This is a genomic window from Massilia sp. BAP21 (assembly GCF_057801335.1).
In genome coordinates this window covers 3,754,320-3,772,549 of record NZ_CM173596.1, presented here as the reverse complement: position 1 = coordinate 3,772,549, position 18,230 = coordinate 3,754,320, and the positions used below count along the sequence as shown (strand labels likewise).

At 64.1% G+C, this 18,230-nt stretch carries 16 protein-coding genes; 8 read left to right on the top strand and 8 right to left on the bottom strand.

What is annotated here, in order from left to right:
- Positions 1–187 precede the first annotated feature (187 nt).
- The 3 genes from ACWYRN_RS16645 to ACWYRN_RS16635 are packed head-to-tail and all read left to right on the top strand — an operon-like array spanning position 188 to position 2,468.
- Positions 188–1,114 (top strand): ADP-ribosylglycohydrolase family protein, encoded by a 927-nt coding sequence (locus ACWYRN_RS16645; protein ID WP_488688691.1) that lies wholly within the window; start codon positions 188–190, stop codon positions 1,112–1,114.
- Positions 1,115–1,134: 20 nt separating this feature from the next.
- Positions 1,135–1,602 carry a hypothetical protein gene (locus ACWYRN_RS16640; RefSeq protein ID WP_488688690.1) on the top strand — a complete coding sequence of 156 codons (468 nt, stop codon included), beginning with the start codon at positions 1,135–1,137 and terminating at the stop codon, positions 1,600–1,602.
- A gap of 17 nt (positions 1,603–1,619) precedes the next feature.
- Positions 1,620–2,468: a hypothetical protein gene (locus ACWYRN_RS16635; protein WP_488688689.1), complete on the top strand. Its 849-nt coding sequence runs from the start codon at positions 1,620–1,622 to the stop codon at positions 2,466–2,468.
- Here the strand turns inward: ACWYRN_RS16635 and ACWYRN_RS16630 are convergent.
- On the bottom strand, positions 2,458–2,916 hold the full coding sequence (locus tag ACWYRN_RS16630; RefSeq protein ID WP_488688688.1) for a DUF2127 domain-containing protein: 459 nt from the start codon (positions 2,914–2,916) through the stop codon (positions 2,458–2,460). The genes ACWYRN_RS16635 and ACWYRN_RS16630 overlap by 11 nt on opposite strands.
- Before the next feature lie 137 nt (positions 2,917–3,053).
- Here ACWYRN_RS16630 and ACWYRN_RS16625 point away from each other — a divergent pair, with 137 nt between their 5' ends.
- The gene (locus ACWYRN_RS16625) at positions 3,054–3,293 is read left to right on the top strand and encodes a DUF2251 domain-containing protein (RefSeq protein WP_488688687.1); all 240 of its coding nucleotides are present in this window, start codon (positions 3,054–3,056) and stop codon (positions 3,291–3,293) included.
- Positions 3,294–3,370: 77 nt separating this feature from the next.
- On the opposite strand, the gene ACWYRN_RS16620 is transcribed toward ACWYRN_RS16625, so the two are convergent.
- Entirely contained in the window at positions 3,371–4,057 is a 687-nt protein-coding gene (locus ACWYRN_RS16620) for an Lcl C-terminal domain-containing protein (RefSeq protein ID WP_488688686.1), read from the bottom strand.
- A 368-nt stretch (positions 4,058–4,425) separates the two neighbouring features.
- Here ACWYRN_RS16620 and ACWYRN_RS16615 point away from each other — a divergent pair, with 368 nt between their 5' ends.
- Positions 4,426–5,814, top strand: coding sequence for a pyridoxal-phosphate dependent enzyme (locus tag ACWYRN_RS16615; RefSeq protein WP_229438821.1), 1,389 nt, complete (start codon positions 4,426–4,428; stop codon positions 5,812–5,814).
- Positions 5,815–5,816: 2 nt separating this feature from the next.
- Entirely contained in the window at positions 5,817–7,010 is a 1,194-nt protein-coding gene (locus tag ACWYRN_RS16610; RefSeq protein ID WP_488692830.1) for a trans-sulfuration enzyme family protein, read from the top strand.
- Between the two features lie 30 nt (positions 7,011–7,040).
- Here the strand turns inward: ACWYRN_RS16610 and ACWYRN_RS16605 are convergent, their stop codons facing one another.
- The 4 genes from ACWYRN_RS16605 to clpS all read right to left on the bottom strand — a co-directional run bounded on the left by ACWYRN_RS16605 (position 7,041) and on the right by clpS (position 15,274).
- Positions 7,041–8,648: a methyl-accepting chemotaxis protein gene (locus tag ACWYRN_RS16605; RefSeq protein WP_488688685.1), complete on the bottom strand. Its 1,608-nt coding sequence runs from the start codon at positions 8,646–8,648 to the stop codon at positions 7,041–7,043.
- 243 nt (positions 8,649–8,891) lie between these two features.
- On the bottom strand, positions 8,892–12,245 hold the full coding sequence (locus tag ACWYRN_RS16600; RefSeq protein ID WP_488688684.1) for a S41 family peptidase: 3,354 nt from the start codon (positions 12,243–12,245) through the stop codon (positions 8,892–8,894).
- A gap of 429 nt (positions 12,246–12,674) precedes the next feature.
- Positions 12,675–14,975, bottom strand: a complete 2,301-nt coding sequence (gene clpA, locus ACWYRN_RS16595; RefSeq protein ID WP_229438818.1) for an ATP-dependent Clp protease ATP-binding subunit ClpA — start codon at positions 14,973–14,975, stop codon at positions 12,675–12,677.
- Complete coding sequence (gene clpS, locus ACWYRN_RS16590) at positions 14,972–15,274, bottom strand: ATP-dependent Clp protease adapter ClpS (RefSeq protein WP_229438817.1); 303 nt, start codon at positions 15,272–15,274, stop codon at positions 14,972–14,974. The genes clpA and clpS overlap by 4 nt, the downstream gene beginning before the upstream one ends.
- A gap of 332 nt (positions 15,275–15,606) precedes the next feature.
- Here clpS and cspE point away from each other — a divergent pair, with 332 nt between their 5' ends.
- Positions 15,607–15,810, top strand: coding sequence for a transcription antiterminator/RNA stability regulator CspE (cspE, locus tag ACWYRN_RS16585; protein WP_020653506.1), 204 nt, complete (start codon positions 15,607–15,609; stop codon positions 15,808–15,810).
- A gap of 61 nt (positions 15,811–15,871) precedes the next feature.
- Here the strand turns inward: cspE and ACWYRN_RS16580 are convergent, their stop codons facing one another.
- Positions 15,872–16,123, bottom strand: a complete 252-nt coding sequence (locus tag ACWYRN_RS16580) for a hypothetical protein (RefSeq protein WP_488688683.1) — start codon at positions 16,121–16,123, stop codon at positions 15,872–15,874.
- A 78-nt stretch (positions 16,124–16,201) separates the two neighbouring features.
- Complete coding sequence (icd, locus tag ACWYRN_RS16575; protein WP_488688682.1) at positions 16,202–17,458, bottom strand: NADP-dependent isocitrate dehydrogenase; 1,257 nt, start codon at positions 17,456–17,458, stop codon at positions 16,202–16,204.
- A gap of 180 nt (positions 17,459–17,638) precedes the next feature.
- On the opposite strand from icd, the gene ACWYRN_RS16570 reads away from it, so the two are divergent.
- A complete protein-coding gene (locus ACWYRN_RS16570) occupies positions 17,639–18,205 on the top strand; it encodes a pseudouridine synthase (protein WP_488688681.1) in 567 nt (188 codons plus the stop codon).
- Positions 18,206–18,230: the final 25 nt, after the last annotated feature.

Sequence of the window (18,230 nt, the reverse complement as noted above, 5' to 3'; positions counted from 1 at the left end):
AGCAAGTATTCTTTTAGACTGAGCAGCATGCGCTCGTTGTCGTGCCGGCCGCCTGGCGGGCCGCTGACGCAGCATTGCCCCGTAGCGCTGTCCGCCGGGTTGATTGCGGCATCACCTTGTCCCATCCTCCAGTTGCGGGAGCCGGCTTGCCTACTGCTGCAAACAAGACTATCCATCAGGAGCAGCAATGATTGCCATGCAAGACCGCTACCGTGGAGCGCTCGCCGGACTCGCCTGCGGCGATGCGATCGGTACGACTGCCGAGTTCCAGGCGCGCGGAACCTTCCCGGTTCTGACCGACATGGTCGGCGGCGGTCCGTTCGACCTGAAACCGGGAGCGTGGACCGACGATACCTCGATGGCGCTGTGCCTTGCGCACAGCCTGTTGTACCGCCAGGGATTCGACCCGTTCGACCAGATGAACCGCTACTGCAACTGGTATAACTGGGGCTACATGAGCAGCACCGGCGAATGCTTTGATATCGGCAACACGACTGCGCAAGCCCTGCGCAGGTATCTCGACAACCAGGACCCATTCGCAGGCTCGACCGATGCGGCGTCTGCCGGCAACGGCGGCCTGATGCGGCTGGCGCCAGTGCCGATGTATTACGCCGACGACGAAACGGCCGTGTTTCGCTATGCCGGCGACAGCACGCGAACGACGCATGGCGCGCAAGAGGCGATCGAATGCTCGCGCCTGTTCGGCCTGCAATTGTGCGCGGCCTTGCACGGCGGCTCGAAGGAAGCCATCCTGTCCGTCGCTTATCCGGAACCCTTGAGCGCCCGGGTGGCATCGATCGCCAACCGCGATTTCCTCGATAAACCAGCCGGGCAAATCAAGGGAAGCGGCTATTGCGTCGAGTCGCTCGAGGCCGCGCTCTGGTGCTTCTGGCACACGGCGTCTTTCAAGGATGCGGTATTGAAGGCGGCGAACCTGGGCGACGATGCGGATACGACGGCGGCCATTTGCGGACAATTGGCGGGCGCCTGTTACGGCTTCCGGGATATTCCGGAAGCGTGGATGGCGAAACTGGCGATGGGTAGCGATATCCTGGCACTCGCGGACAGGCTTCTCGCCGAACGATACAGGATCGCCCCGCCTGCCAGCCAATAATACGCATTCACGGAGAGTCAATGCACATCAAGCGCATCCACTTCGACGAAGTCTTCGATGCCCAACCGGGGCCGGGCAACTTCAGTTTCAGGAGTCACGGACAGACACAGTACGCCGTGCACCTGCGCCGCGGTTTGATTCCGCAAGCGGGCGCCGCCTACCTGATTGCATTTGCCAGGCCGGGCGACTGGTCTACCCTCCTCGGCTGGCTTGACTTGCAATCCGGAACAAGCAGGCTCAAGGACATGACCTGGCTTGCCATGCTGGACGAGATCGGCGCGCTTGCCTGGCTGGCGCCCTTCCTGCTGGGCGGCGTGCTGTTGTTTGCCGGGCCTGCCGCCGCGCTTGCAGCACTGCTGGGGCTGTTGGGCTACGCCGGCCTGCGCCTGGCCTGGATTGCCCGCCGCGGTCAACGCGTACTGCGGGCGCTGGCGGCTGCGCGCCTGGATGTGCAAGCGGTCCCTGCCGGCGAGCGCCCGCTGCACTGAGAAGCGAGAAGACTGCCATGAGAGCGATGCTCGGACTGATCGGGATGGCCTTATTCGCCAGCGAGCTGCATGCACAGCATCATCCTTTCAATCCGGCCCCGCTTCCGGACTTCAGCGTTTCCAACCCCAGCCATCGGCTCAGCCACGCGCGCCTGAGGATCGCTGCGGCGTCGGAGGATGCCGCACCACTCCCGCCGCTCCGGTTTGGCGGGCTGGTGCTTTGCTCGACATCGGCCTGCTACCGCCTTCCTCGCTTGCCCGGCGAGCAGCCGGCCGCGGGCGGCAACGGCAGCGCAAGCCTGCTGGCGGATGCACTGCTTCCTTTTACGCAGATTGACACGCTTTACTTCGAGGATCGACGTGGCGGCAATGTCACTGGGAGCGTTACGTTGTCCCGTCCGCTACTCATCGAGCAACACTACTACGGTGGCGAGATATTCGTGCTGCTCAAGCCGCTCAGGACAGGAACGCAGGTGACCTATGCACCGTCATTTGCAACCAGCGGTTTTCTGCGCGAAGAAGGGCAATCGATCTACTACAATCCCAGGCTGCCGCTCGATATCGCACTGCGCCATGGCGTCCGGTTCAGCCTACCGGCTGGCGCATTGCAGCAGGCAGAGATATTCAATGCACAGGTTGCCGATACGGGAGCGCCGTATCCATTGATCGACATTTTTCCTTATATCAACCTCCAGAAGCCTGCGTCCCTGACCATCAGACCTCTTGAACGCACCGTTGCCGGCAACGTTCCGAGAGTCCCGGCGCCATCGCTCCCGGGGGGCAAGCATGGCCACGACCTGCGCCCTGCGAAGCCCCCGGAGCAGCGCCGGCTCGACATTCTCAGGACTGGCACGTTCACGCCCTGAGCGCGCGCCGCTGGCGCAAGCTGTAGATCATGAAGCCGACCACGCCCAGGTTCACGGTCACGAGACAGGCGCCAAGGATGCTGGGCTGGTGGAACAGTTCCCGGAATTCGAAAGGCAGGTAGACCGCGCCGCTTGCCGCGGCAAAGCCTTCGCCCCAGGTACGCTCGTACCACAGCCCATAGGCCTCGATCATGCGCACGGCGGAATAAGCCAGCGCCGCCGCCGCCAGTTGCATCAGGTGTGCGTCGTCGAGCTTGCCGGCATATTCCAGGAACACGCGCGGCGTGTGCGAAGCGGGATTCAGGTGCGCGTGCGCGACCAGCGCCTCCGCCAGCTGCTGCACATTCCGGTGCACCAATGCGAACAAACCGAAACCGGTCAGCAGCACAACCAAGCCCTTGGCGGCCTCGATCGCCGCGACGGTGCGGATACCTTGCGACAAGCGCATCGTTTCAACCTCGTATCGACTGTCCTGGCGGCGGCACCGTGTCGCTCGCCCTCGCCCGCGGAACTTTACAAGTAACCAGAAACAATCATGTACAGTGTGCATGCTAGCGAGTTCGGCACGTCTGCAGCGCCACCAAAATGCACATCTATAACGCCCGCAACGTGACGGACCGCGCCCGTCCTTCGATGGCGAGGATCGGCTGGTCGCAAGACAGCCTGAAGACGGTCCTGCTCATCAATGACTATCCGCACGCTGTCTTCGACTTCAGCGCGCGCCAGGGGCGGTGCCGGACCGGCTTTCCGCCGGTTGCACCCGATGGTGCATGGTCGTCCGCAGGCCACGCCTGGGACGATGCGATGATCGCCCTGTTCGCCTAGCGCGGACCAGGGCACGGCTGTTCAAGCGTAGGCGTCCTGGCGCGCGTGGAAGCGCGCCCGGCCATCCATCGGCAGGCTCAGCGCATGCAGGTTACGTAGGCCTTGGCCTCGCTGCCGGAAGCGTTCGCCGTGCCGGTTGCCAGATTCAGCGCCACGTGGGTACTCGTACCGGTGCCGGCATCCGCCGTCCAGGCGTTGCCCGCTGCCCAGTCCTGCCCCGTCAATTGCCCGGATTCGATCAGCGCGGCCAGGTCGGCTTGCGTCGGCAGTTTCCAGCCGGTCTTGCCCTGGATCGTCGTGTTCTTGCAGAAGGCATCGGCCTTGGCCCAGTCCAGCACGAAAGAGGCCGGCATCCAGACGATCTCGCCGCGCGTGACGAAGCCGGCGGTGGTGGCCGGCGCCACGCACTGCCCGTTCTGGCGCACCGACGGCGCTTCGCAGACGCGTTCCGTTACGGTGAGCACGGTGCTGGTGGAGGTGGGATTGTAGCTGCCGACCTCGGGCTGCGATGCGGTGATGGTGGTAGTGCCGGCAAGGTGCACGGTCACGGTCCTGCCGGCGATGCTGGCCACTTGCGGATTACTGCTGGTAAAAGTGAATGCGCCGGGACTCTTCGAGCTGGGGGGCGTCAGCTCGAAAGGCGCATCGCCTTCCACCTTGTTCGGCACCGTGAAGTCGCCCAGCTCGACGCCGTGGCCACCGCAGGCGGACAGTACGAGCAGCGCGGCGGCTGCGGTCAGGGAAAGGAGGCGCTTGAAGCTCATGGTGTCCGATTATCCAGGGAAGAAAGATGGGGCAGTATAGCACCCGGCGGCAATAACAATTGACAAAATCATATGCCAGCCGGGTAGCGCGATTGAGCGGTCACATGGCGCCCCGGCCGCAACCATGCCTTCAGAAGCTGAGCGCATGAACCGCATACCGATATGCGATTATCTTATTAAAAAAACATGACTATACATGTTAAGGTAACGCCCTTCGATGTCTCGCGGCGCCATTCGTACACCGTTCGCGCCAGTTCAAACCCGCGCGCACGGATCGCCGTAAGATGTCTTGTTCTTCACGACCGGCGCCCATCTGCGCCCTCTTTCCTGCGTTCACGGCGTCCACAAGGCGCTCCTTCGGAGGCAACATGCAACGCGATCTGGAACACCCCACGCAAGCAGCGATTTTCTCGCTGATCGGCAATACCCCGCTGGTGCAAGTCACACGCATGGACACTGGCCCCTGCCAGCTGTTCCTGAAACTGGAATCGCAAAATCCCGGCGGCTCGATCAAGGACCGCATCGGCGTGGCCATGATCGAAGCGGCCGAGCTCGACGGCCGCCTGCAACCCGGCGGCACCGTGGTCGAGGCCACTGCCGGGAATACAGGCCTGGGCCTGGCCCTGGTGGCGCGCATCAAGGGCTACCGCGTGGTGCTGGTCGTGCCCGACAAGATGGCGGCCGAAAAGGTGCTGCACCTCAAAGCCCTGGGCGCCGAAATCCACCTGACCCGCTCGGACGTCGGCAAGGGTCATCCCGAGTACTACCAGGACGTGGCGGCGCGCCTGGCGCAATCCATTCCCGGCGCCTGGTTCGCCGACCAGTTCAACAACCTCGCCAACCCGCGCGCCCACGAAACCACGACCGGCCCGGAAATCTGGCAGCAGACCGACCACCATCTCGATGCCATCGTGGTCGGCGTCGGATCCTCCGGCACGCTCACCGGCCTGTCCAACTTCTTCAAAACCGCCCAGCCGAACCTGGAATTCGTGCTGGCCGACCCGCAGGGCTCGATCCTCACCGAATACGTACAGACCGGCCACCTGTCGAAGGACGCCGGCTCCTGGGCGGTCGAGGGCATCGGCGAAGACTTCATTCCCGGCATCGCCGATTTGTCGCGGGTGAAGAGCGCCTACTCGATCAGCGACGAGGAAAGTTTCAACACCGCACGCACCCTGCTGCAGCGCGAAGGCATCCTGGCCGGGTCGTCGACCGGCACCCTGCTCGCCGCCGCCCTGCGCTACTGCCGCGAGCAGACCACGCCGAAGCGCGTCGTCACTTTTGTGTGCGACACCGGCACCCGCTATCTGACCAAGGTCTACAGCGACGGCTGGATGGTCGACCAGGGCCTGCTGCAGCGGCCCAAGCTGGGCGACCTGCGCGATTTGATCGGACGCCGCTTCGACGCCGGCGAAGTCGTCACCGTGGCGCCGACCGACACCCTGCTCACCGCCTTCAACCGCATGCGCAGCAGCGACCTGGCCCAGCTGCCCGTGATCGAGAACGGCCGCCTGGCCGGCATCATCGACGAATCCGACTTGCTGCTGCACGTAATCGACGAGCCGGGGCACTTCAAGTCGCCGGTCGCGCAGACCATGACGGCGCATCTGCAAACCCTGAAACCGTCGAGCAGCATGGCCCAGTTGCGCAGCATCCTCGACCGCGGCCTGACCGCGGTGATCGCGGACGGCGACCAGTTCTACGGCCTGATCACCCGCTTCGACCTTCTCAACCACCTGCGCAGGACCTTATCGTGAGCTTGACTGTGACCGACACCACCGACACCGATAACAAACAGCACCTCGCCACCCGCGTCATCCACGGCGGCCAGGCGCCCGACCCAAGTACCGGCGCCGTCATGCCGCCGATCTTCGCCACCTCGACGTTCGTGCAGGAGAGCCCGGGCGTGCACAAGGGCCTGGACTACGGCCGCTCGCACAACCCCACGCGCTGGGCGCTGGAGCGCTGCGTGGCCGACATCGAAAGCGGCAGCGCCGCCTTTGCCTTCGCCTCGGGCCTGGCGGCGATTTCCGCGGTGCTGGAACTGCTGCCGGCCGGCTCGCACATCGTGGCCGGCGACGACATGTACGGCGGCACCTACCGCCTGTTCGAGCGCGTGCGCCGTAAAAGCGCGGGCCATACCTTCAGCTACGTGAACCTGGCCGACCCGCAAGCGCTGGCCGCCGCGCTCACGCCCGAGACAAAGATGGTCTGGGTCGAAACGCCGACCAACCCGATGCTGAAGCTGGCCGATCTGCGGGCGATCGCCACCCTGTGCCGCGAGCGCGGCATCGTCAGCGTGTGCGACAACACCTTCGCCAGCCCGATCAACCAGCGCCCTTTGGAACTGGGCATCGACATCGTGGTGCACTCGACCACCAAGTACATGAACGGGCACTCGGACGTGATCGGCGGCGTGGCGGTGGTCGGCAATGCCGCCCACCATGCCGGGCTGCGCGAAGGGCTGGGTTTCATCCAGAACGCGGTGGGCGCGATCCAGGGGCCGTTCGACAGTTTCCTGGTGCTACGCGGGATCAAGACCCTGGCCCTGCGCGTGGAGCGCAGCAGCGCGAATGCCCTGAACCTGGCGCAGTGGCTCGAGCGCGAACCCAAGGTACGCAAGGTGCACTACCCGGGGCTGGAGTCGCACCCGCAGCATGCGCTGGCGCGGCGCCAGATGGATGCTTTCGGCGGCATCATCTCGATCGAGCTCGATACCGACCTGGCCGGTTCGCGCCGCTTCCTCGAAACCTGCAAGGTGTTCACGCTGGCCGAGAGCCTGGGCGGCGTCGAGAGCCTGATCGAGCATCCGGCGTTGATGACGCATGCGACCATCCCGCCGGCGCAGCGCGCGGAACTGGGGATCGGGGACAGCCTGATCCGCCTGTCGGTGGGCATCGAGCACCTGGAAGACCAGCGCATGGACTTGCAGCGCGCGCTCGACGCAGTCTGAGCGCACGGCGGGCTGCGGCCCGCTGCCCCCTCAGGCAGCCAATGCCAGCCGCTGCGGTGCTTCCAGCACTGCAGCGGCTTCTTCCATTTCGGCGCCACGCAGTTTGAAGGTGCCGACCAGGTGCGCCAGTTCCGCCGCCTGCTCGCGCATCGCTTCGGCGGCGGCCGCCGCTTCCTCGACCATTGCGGCATTCTGCCGGGTCGAGGCATCCATCTCCGCGATCGCGCGTCCGACCTGGGCCACGCCGCCGGCCTGGCTGGCGCTGGCGCTGTCGATGGCGGCCAGGATCGCGGCCACCTCGCGCACGTGGGCGAGCACGGCGCGCATGGTGGCGCCGGCCGCGCTGGCGATGCCGGTGCCGGATGCGATTTCGGCGTTCGATGCGCCGATCAGGGTCTTGATCTCTTTCGCCGCCTGGGCCGAGCGCTGGGCCAGGTGGCGCACTTCGGATGCGACCACCGCAAAGCCGCGCCCCTGCTCGCCGGCGCGCGCCGCTTCGACCGCCGCGTTCAGGGCCAGGATATTCGTCTGGAAGGCGATGCTGTCGATCATTCCCGTGATGTCGACGATGCGCGCGGCCGACGCCTTGATCGCCTCCATGCGCGCCACCAGCTGCTCGACGGCCTGCGCGCCTTCGCCGGCCACGTTCGACGCGGTCTGGGCCAGGCTGTTGGCGCGCTGCGAACTGGCGTTGTTGTCGGCGATGGCGCCGGTCAGCGCGTCCATCGCGCTGACGGTCCGGCGCAGGGAGGCGGCCTGGCGTTCGGTGCGCTGCGACAGGTCGAGGTTGCCGTCGGCGATCTCGTTGGACGCGGAATCGATGGCGTATGCGCCGCGCAGCACCTGGGCCACGGTCTGCGAGACGCCGCCGGTCATGCCGTTCAGGGCGTCGAACAGGCGGCCGATCTCGTCGCTGCGGGTGTGCTCGATGGTCGGGCGCAGGTCGCCGCGCGCCACCTGTTCCGCCAGGCTAACCGCCTGCTGCAGCGGGCCGACAATGTTGCGCGTCAGGAGCCAGGCCAGCAGCGCGCCGATGGCCAGCGCCGCGGCGCCGAGCGCCAGCAGCAGGGCCTTGCTGAAGGCGGTGCTGGCGGCCGATGCATCGGCCAGGCGGTGCGCTTCGTTCGCCTCGTGGGCCAGCAGGGCGTCGAGCGCGGCGGTCTGGGCCTTGAAGGCCGGCTCCCAGCGCGAGGCGATGATCTCTTCGACCACGTTGGTCTGGCCGAGGTCCTTGGCGCGGAACAGGTCGGCCTGGGCGCTGGCCAGCGTCTTGTCGTGCTGGGCGGCGGCGGCTTTCAGGGCGCGCTCGCGGTCGCTGGCGGGCAGCTTGTCCAGCCTGGCCGTGACGGCGGCGCGCAGCTTGCGGCCCTCGGCCAACTGGGCCTGGAAGTAGTCGGCCAGTTCCAGGCTGTCGCTGCGCGCAATCGCCACCGTGCGCGAGCCGTTCAGGCGTTCCAGGCCGAGCAGGTCGGAAACCAGTTGCTGCTTGGCGAGCTTGTCGTCGACCAGGTCGGCGGTGAGAGCGTCGGCGGCCTGCATGCGCCACAGTGCCACTAGGGCAATCACGACGATGAGCAGGGAAACGATGGCGAAGGAAGCGAGGAGCTTGGTGCCGGTGTGGAGTCGTGCAAGTCGCATCACGGTGGGGTGGAGTGAAGGAATACTTGCAGTGTAGAAACTTAATGTGACAAGGATGTGAACGTTGGTGTAATTGTGGTTTCGCCGATGCGCTAGCGATGAGACAGCGTGGGCACAAGTGCCCACCCTACCAACCCGAATTTGTAGGGTGGGCATTCGTGGTGCTGGCATTTAGCCAGCCCCACTGCCCACGCGGATCACGCTATGCAAACCTGCGGCGCCACCGGGACGCCGCTGACCACATCACTGCCGCTTCAACGCCGGAATCGCCGCCGGCTTCCACGGCTTGACCGGCTGCTCCTGCATCTTCTTCTGCAGCAGCTCGATCGCCACTTCCAGCTGGCGGTCGCGTCCTTCGAAGGTCTCGTGCGGCAAATTGTCGACCTCGACGTCCGGCGCCACGCCCACGCCTTCGATCAGCCATTCGCCATCGGTCGAGAACTGCCCGAACTCGGCCACGCGCGCCATGCCGTTATCAAGCAGGCCGTTGCCGTCGCTCAGCCACACGCCGGCGCCGGCGGTGCGCTTGCCGACCAGCGGCCCGAGCTTCAGCGCCTTGACGCCGGCGGCAAAGGTCTCGCCGTCGGAATACGTCAGCTCATCGACCAGCACCACCAGGTGGCCGCGGAAGGTGTTCTGCATGTTCGACTGCGGCTGCTTGCCGTTCGAGGCCCAGAAAGCCCAGGAGCGGCGCAGCAGCTTCTCGATGATCCAGCTGTCGATGTTGCCGCCGTTGTTGCGGCGTACGTCGATGATCAGGCCTTCCTTGTTGATGTTGGCGTAGAAGTCGCGCGCAAAGGCGTTGATGTCGCGCGCCACCATCGCACGCAGGTGCAGGTAGCCGATCTTGCCTTTCGAGGCGGTATCGGCCTGTTGGGCCCTGCCCTGTTCCCAGTCGGCGTAGCGCAGGCTGGCGTGCTTCGTCATCGATACCGGCGTCACGATGACCTGGCGCGGCTTGCCGCCCGGGCTCTTCACCTGCAGCAGCACCTGCTTGTCGGCCTGGTCCAGCAGCAGATCGGCGATGTCGCGTGCGTCCGCCAGGGACTTGCCGTTCACGGCCAGGATGATGTCGCCTTCCTTCACGTCGACGTCCGGCATCGAGAGCGGCCCGGCTTCGGACGGCAGTTCCGGCTCGCTGCGGTAGACGCGGTCGACGCGGTAGCCCTCATTGGTGCGGGTCAGCACCGCGCCCAGGCTCGATGGCGTGCCTTCGGCGGCGGCGCGGCGCACGTCGCCCGGACGGATCTGCGAGTGCAGCGCACCGACTTCGCCGACCATCATGCCGAGCACGTCGTCGAGTTCCGCGCGGTCGGTCACGCGCTCGACCAGCGGCGCATAGCGCTTGCGTACGGCGTTCCAGTCGATACCGCGCATGTTGGCGTCGTACAGGAAGTCGCGGTGCATGCGCCAGGCATCGTTGAACATCTGCACCCACTCCATGCGCGGGTTCGAGCTCACCGCCCAGTCGTCGACCTTGATCTTCGCCTTGGTCAGGTCGGCCGGGGCCTTGGCGCCGGTGTCGACGATCAGCATGTCGCCCGGCGTGCCCTTGGCGAAGGTGCGGTAGAAGACGTGCTTGCGGTCCGTGGTCAGGCCGAACTCGCGCACGTTGGCGACAAAGGTTTCCAGCTTCGGCGTGCTGCGCGCGATTTCCAGCGTCTTCAACGTGCCCTTCCCGCCTTCTTCCGCATCGAGCAGGTACAGGCGCTTGTCGTCGACGGCCAGCGCGCTGTAGTTGCCCGCCTCGACCGGCACTTCGTACAGGCGTTCGCGCAAGCCGGCATACACGATGGCCGGGGTCGGCGCCTTCGGCTTCTCGGCGGCTGCAGTCTTGGCCGTGGCGGCCACCGCTGCTGCAACCGCTGCACTCTTGTCGGCATCGCGGTCGTCCGGCGACTTGATCGCTTCGCGCGCGGCGGCTTCCGGCGATTTTTCTTCCGGCTTGGTCAGCTCGTCTTCGGGCTTGAACGGGAAGCGGCTGCCCGGCTGCAGCGCCAGCGCATACACGCCGACGCGCTTGTCGAACACCGGCCCCATGTTGCGGTCGCCCCAGGGCGAGGCGTTACCGAGGTTGAAGTTACGCGCCGAGAGGAAGTACAGCCATTTGCCGTCCGGCGAGAACACCGGCGAATTCGATTCGTAGCGGTCGGTCGTCACGAATGCCATCTGTTTGCCGGCCAGGTTGAACATGCCGATCTGGTTGCGCTGCTCGCTCGATCCGGCGCGCACAAACGCCAGGTTGCGGCTGTCCGGCGACCACACCACCTGGTCCGGGCGGTCGATGCCGGCCTGCCCGGCGTCGTCGATGATGACGTTGGTCTTCTTGTCGAGGTCGAGCAGCCAGGTGCGGCCCTTCTTGTCGGTGTGGGCCAGCCATTTGCCGTCCGGCGAAGGATACAGGGCGGCGCGGTGCGAGGCGCCGTCCGTCGTCAGGCGTTCGCCGCTGCCGGAACCGTCGGCGGCGTAGCGCCAGATTTCGTTTTCGCCGCTGGTGTCGGCAATCGCATACACCCATTTGTCGTCGTGACTGAAGACGGCGCTGCGGGCGCGGGCGCCGTCCGGCACGGCGATCTCCACGCGGCGGTGCTTGCCGGTGCCGGCAATCGTCACGCGCCCGCGCGCGGTGATCACGATGCGCTCGGCCTTGCTGGCCGGTTCGATGCTGGTCAGCGCCTCCAGCGGCGACTTCACGCGGCGCATGCGCTGCTGGTCGAAGTCCGACAGCAGGCTGGCGTTCACGCGGTTGTCCTGGCCGCTGGCGATGTCGTACACGTGCAAATCCGCGCCCAGCTGGTAGGCGATGCGGCCGTCGCCGAGCGAGGCGCTGCGCACGTCCCATTCCCGGTGATGCGTGAGCTGGCGCCGGTCGGAGCCGTCCGGGTTGGCGGACCACAGGTTGTCGGCGCCGCCGGCATCGCTGATGAAGTACAGGCGGTTCTGCCAGAGCATGGCGCGGCGGTTGTTGGCCGGGTCGCCCTTGAACAGTTGCTGGGCTTCGCCTTTCGATCCGAGTTCGTAGCGCCACAGCTGGGCGGTGGCGCCGCCGCGGTAGGACTTGACGTTATCGTTGGTCATGGCCAGGCCCATGCGCGTGAACCAGACGGTCTTGCCGTCGTCGCTCAGGGTGGCGTCGTTGGCGTCGGCCAGCGGCAGCACGCGCCGCGCGAGTTTCACCGGGTCGAGTGCGGCGACCACGCGGTGCTTCGACGGGCCAACCGAGTTCTCGGTGCTGACCAGGACCTCGCCTTGCCTGGTCCAGCCAAGGACGGTGACGCCGCCGTTTTCGAAGGTGATGCGCTTGGGCAGGCCGCCCTCGATCGGCATCACGTAGGCTTCCTGCGCGCCTTCATACGATGCTGCAAAGGCGACGAACTTGCCGTCGTGCGAGATGGCGGCATGGGTTTCGGCGGACGGGTGGGTGGTCAGGCGCGTGGCCTTGCCGCCATTCGTGGTGGTGCGCCAGAGGTCGCCCTCTGCGGTGAAGACCACCGTGTCGCCGCGCACGGCAGGGAAACGGAAATACGGATCGGCGGCGGCGGCCTGGCTGCCGACGAGCGCCAGGGACAGCGCGAGAATGGTGCGGGACAGGTTCATGCGAGTGGTGGCAAGTTGGCAAAAGAAAATGAGTTTGCCATATGGAATGCATGAGGTGGCGTGCATACATGCAAAAAAACCTGACGGTGTGTGTCGAGTTGCGGTCATCCGAAGTTGCGGACGCGAACGTAGGGTGGGCACTCCGTGCCCACGCGGTTACGTGCTTATCTGGAGTCGGCGGCGGCGGGGATTCGCTCCGCGGCTTCACGATGATTGCTGGCGCTACCGAGCCGCCTTTGGATGCTTAGCTGGAATGCATCATCTGCGTCGCTCTGATGTGTCAACCATGCGCATCGTTCCGCGTGGGCACGGGGTGCCCACCCTACGGGGAACGTAGCCAGATATGCGAAGTTCTCGATTACGCAGACATAAAAAAACCGCGCACAAGGCGCGGTTCTTTGTGAAGCGATCGAGCTCAGTTCATCCCAATCATTCGATCTCGACTGTCTCGGCCGGTGCCGGTGGCGGCAGTGCGTCCCCTTCCGGGAACTCGAGCACCACGTCGTCCTTCTCGTTCAAGTCCACCGTCACACGCCCGCCGTTGACCAGGCGGCCGAACAGCAGTTCGTCGGCCAGCGCCTTGCGGATCATGTCCTGGATCAGGCGCGACATCGGACGCGCACCCATCTGCGGATCGAAGCCCTTGGCGCCGAGGAACTTGCGCAGTTTCTCGGTGAAGATGGCTTCCACCTTCTTCTCGTGCAGCTGCTCTTCCAGCTGCATCAGGAACTTGTCCACAACGCGCAGGATGATGTCTTCGTCGAGCGCACGGAAGCTGATGATCGAATCCAGGCGATTCCGGAACTCCGGCGTGAACATGCGCTTGATGTCGGCCATCTCGTCGCCGGTCGCACGCGCATCCACGAAGCCGACCGAACGCTTGGTCAGGCTCTCGGCGCCCGCGTTCGTGGTCATGATGATGATCACGTTGCGGAAGTCGGCCTTGCGTCCGTTGTTGTCGGTCAGCGTGCCGTGGTCCATCACCTGCAGCAGGATGTTGAAAATGTCCGGGTGGGCCTTTTCAATCTCGTCCAGCAGCAGCACCGCATGCGGCTTCTTGGTGATGGCCTCGGTCAGCAAGCCACCCTGGTCGAAGCCGACATAGCCCGGCGGCGCACCGATCAGGCGCGACACGGCGTGACGCTCCATGTACTCCGACATGTCGAAGCGGATCAGCTCGATGCCGAGGATAAAGGCAAGCTGCTTGGCCACCTCGGTCTTGCCGACGCCGGTCGGACCGGAGAACAGGAAGGAGCCGATCGGCTTGTCCTGCTTGCCCAGGCCCGCACGCGCCATCTTGATGGCCGCCGACAGGGCTTCGATGGCCGGGTCCTGGCCGAAGACGACGTTGCGCAAATCGCGGTCGATCGTCTGCAGCTTGCTGCGGTCGTCCTGGTTGACGGTCTGCGGGGGAATCCGCGCGATCTTCGCGATGATTTCCTCGATCTCGGTCTTGCCGATCGTTTTTTTCTGCTTCGATTTCGGCAGGATGCGCTGGGCCGCGCCCGCTTCGTCGATGACGTCGATTGCCTTGTCAGGCAGGTGACGGTCGTTGATGAAGCGTGCCGCCAGTTCCGCAGCCGTCGACAGCGCCGACGACGAGTACTTCACGCCGTGGTGCTCTTCGAAGCGCGACTTCAGGCCACGCAGGATCTGCACGGTCTGCTCGACCGACGGCTCGTTCACATCCACCTTCTGGAAACGGCGGCTCAGTGCATGGTCCTTCTCAAACACGCCGCGGAATTCCGTGAACGTGGTCGCGCCGATGCACTTGAGCTGGCCATTGGCCAGGGCCGGTTTCAGCAGGTTCGATGCGTCGAGCGTGCCGCCCGAGGCCGAGCCGGCGCCGATGATCGTGTGGATCTCGTCGATGAACAGGATGCCGTTCGGCGTGTCCTTCAGTTGCTTCAGGACGGCCTTCAGGCGCTGCTCGAAATCGCCGCGGTACTTGGTGCCGGCCAGCAGCGCGCCCATGTCGAGCGAGAACACGACGGCGTTCTGCAGGATTTCAGGCACGTCTTCCTGGACGATGCGCCATGCCAGGCCTTCCGCAATCGCGGTCTTGCCGACACCGGCTTCGCCGACCAGCAGCGGATTGTTCTTGCGGCGGCGGCACAGGATTTGAATGACGCGGTCCACTTCCTCTTCGCGCCCGATCAGCGGATCGATCTTGCCGTCGGCAGCCGACTTGTTCAGGTTCTGGGTGAACTGGTCGAGCGGGCTTTCCTTCGTCGCGCCTTCGACCTGCGCTTCTTCCACGCCTTCCGACGCCTTCTGGCTGTCGATCTGCTGGTCCTTGCGCACGCCGTGCGAAATGAAGTTCACCACGTCGAGACGGGTCACGCCCTGCTGGTGCAGGTAGTAAACAGCATGCGAGTCTTTCTCGCCGAAGATCGCCACCAGCACGTTCGCGCCGGTGACTTCCTTCTTGCCGTTCGACGCCGACTGCACGTGCATGATCGCGCGCTGGATCACACGCTGGAAGCCGAGCGTCGGCTGGGTGTCGACCTCGCCCGTGCCGGGCACGGTCGGGGTGTTGTCACCGATGAAATTGGTCAGGGTCTTGCGCAGGTCATCGATGTTGACCGCGCATGCACGCAGGACTTCCGCGGCCGAGGGATTGTCGAGGAGCGCAAGCAGCAGGTGCTCCACGGTAATGAACTCGTGCCGTGCCTGTCGAGCTTCGACAAAGGCCATGTGTAGGGATACTTCAAGTTCCTGCGCAATCATACTTCCTCCATCACGCACTGCAGGGGGTGACCCGCCTTGCGCGCATGCGTTAAGACAAACTCCACTTTGGTACACGCTATATCTTTGGAAAACACGCCACACACGCCTTTACCATGGCGGTGCACGGAAAGCATGATCTGCGTCGCCGTCTCGCGATCCTTGTTGAAGTACTCCTGAATGATGGCCACCACGAATTCCATCGGCGTGTAGTCGTCATTCAGCAACGCCACCTGATACAGGGGCGGTGGTTTAATCGTCTGCCGCTCCAGCAGCTGTTCGGTATCGTGCTTCGTTGCCATGGGCGTATTCTAATGCTTTCAAGGATGATGCCAAGCGTAAAGATCAGACGCAGCGATCAGATCACTTCGACTTGCCTTCATCTTACTTGTTTTCCGTTGAAAGCGCAGATGGCGTTCCGATTGCAGAAATCAAGAGGGGACGATGCAGGTCGTGTGAAGAATTTAGCAACAGTTGCTTTAAAGGGCTTGACTTACAACTTTAGTGCATCAACAATGCAAACATTGACATGTACTTATGTACTTGTTGATAAGAAGTGAGCAGGCTGAGGAGGGGGCAAGAAGCTTCTTGCTTTTATGGCTCGTGTGATTTGTTTTTATTTGAAAGTTCTTTTATGGCAACTGGTACTGTTAAGTGGTTCAATGATTCCAAAGGCTTTGGCTTCATCACTCCAGATGACGGCGGCGAGGATCTGTTTGCACACTTCTCCGCGATCAACATGAACGGTTTTAAGACCCTCAAAGAAGGTCAGAAAGTCCAATTCGAAGTCACGCAAGGCCCTAAAGGCAAGCAAGCTTCCAACATCCAGGGCATGTAATCGGCCCTGGCGGAAAGCCACTGCGAAGAACCCCGCTCCGGCGGGGTTTTTTTTCGCCTGTTTATAACGCGCCTTCGCCGCGCGCCAGGCGCTGGCCCTCTTCCAGGGCGGCGGCGCATTCCTGCGCCAGCACATCCAGGTTCACGCCGCTGCGCAGTCGGGCGTAGTGCCGCAGCAGGCGGGCGGCGCGGGCGGCGCGCTCGGGATGCGCGCCGTCTGCGGCCATGGCGCTCAACTCTGCCTCGCCGAGTCCGGCACGCGCCATGCCATAAATGAAGCGGCCGATTTTCTCGTAATTCGGAACCTGATCCATGGCATTCTCCGCATCCGCATTTCGACGATACCGGGAATCGCTATCCTGTTAATAGTAACAGGGGCGACCTGCTCATGCTTACTGCATCTGCTCGATCATGACGTCGCCGAATCCGGAACACGATACCTGGGTCGCATTTTCCATCAGGCGCGCGAAATCGTAGGTCACGCGTTTCGACTGAATGGCTTTTTCCATAGCCGCGATGATCAGGCCGGCCGCTTCGACCCAGCCCATATGGCGCAGCATCATTTCGGCCGACAGGATCAGGGACCCCGGATTCACATAATCCTTGCCCGCGTATTTCGGTGCGGTGCCGTGGGTGGCTTCGAACATCGCCACCGAATCCGACATATTCGCGCCCGGCGCAATGCCGATGCCGCCGACCTGGGCCGCCAGCGCATCCGAGATATAGTCGCCGTTCAAATTCAGGGTGGCGATCACGCTGTATTCGGCCGGGCGCAGCAGGATCTGCTGCAGGAAGGCGTCGGCGATCGAATCCTTGATCATGATGTCGCGTCCGGTCTTCGGATTCTTGAACTTGCACCATGGGCCGCCATCGATCAATTCGGCGCCGAACTCCTTTTGCGCCAGCGCATAGGCCCAATCGCGGAAGCCACCTTCGGTGTACTTCATGATGTTGCCCTTGTGGACGATCGTCACCGAAGGCTTGTCGTTGTCGATCGCGTACTGGATCGCCTTGCGCACCAGGCGCTCGGTGCCTTCGCGCGAGACCGGCTTGATGCCCAGGCCCGAGGTTTCCGGGAAGCGGATCTTTTTCACGCCCATCTCGTTCGTCAGGAAGGCGATCAGTTTCTGCACGCCTTCCGACCCTGCCGCCCATTCGATGCCGGCGTAAATGTCTTCCGAGTTTTCGCGGAAGATCACCATGTCGGTCTTTTCCGGCTGCTTCAGCGGCGACGGCACGCCGGCGAAATACCGCACCGGGCGCAGGCAGACATACAAATCGAGTTCCTGGCGCAGGGCCACGTTCAGCGAACGGATGCCGCCGCCGACCGGCGTGGTCAGCGGGCCCTTGATCGAGACCACGTACTCCTTCAGCACCGCCAGCGTTTCCTCGGGCAGCCAGACGTCCGGACCGTACACGCTCGTCGCCTTTTCGCCGGCAAAGATTTCCATCCAGCTGATCTGACGCGCACCGCCATACGCCTTTGCCACCGCCGCGTCGACCACCTTGCGCATCACCGGGGTGATGTCGGCGCCGGTGCCGTCGCCCTCGATGTAGGGGATGACCGGGTTGTCTGGTACAGTCAGCGAAAAATCGGCGTTGACGGTGATTTTCTGGGCGTCGGCGGGTACGTGGATATGTTGGTACATCGTGTTCTCCGAAATGGTCGCGTGGCAGGGTGACAGCTCGCTGCTTCTGGCGCTGCAGGCATGGTCTTCGATTACATTACAATGCCAGCTTGGTCCTCTATAAGAGATGGCGTCTTGCATTATGCACCAGTCTTGTGCGGCGCGCCACGCTCGGCAGTCCGAACCCTTTTCAGCCTTTCCATGTCCCTGATTCTCTTCAATAAACCCTTCCAGGTCCTGTGCCAGTTCAGCCCGCAGGAAGGCCGGCAGTCGCTGGCCGACTACCTCGACATTCCCAACATCTACCCTGCCGGCCGCCTGGACGCCGACAGCGAAGGCCTGATGCTGCTCACCGACGACGGCAAGCTGCAGCACAAGATCGCCCATCCGGACCACAAGGAAGCCAAGACCTACCTGGTGCAGGTGGATGGCGTACCCGATGCCGATGCGCTGGCACGGCTGCAGGCGCCGCTCGACCTGGGCGATTTCGTCACGAAACCCTGCCGCGCGGTGCGCATTGCCGAGCCGGAATGGCTGTGGCCACGCAATCCGCCGATCCGGGCGCGCGCGGACAAGCCTACGGGGTGGATCGCGATCACGCTGGAGGAAGGCAAGAACCGGCAGGTGCGGCGGATGACGGCGGCGGTGGGCTTGCCGACGCTGCGGCTGGTGCGCAGCAGCATCGGGCCGTTTTCGCTGGCGACGCATCCGTTGATGCCGGGCGAATACATCGAGGTGCCAGTGGCGGCTTTGCGGCCGGGGAAGTGAACGTACGGTGGGCACTCCGTGCCCA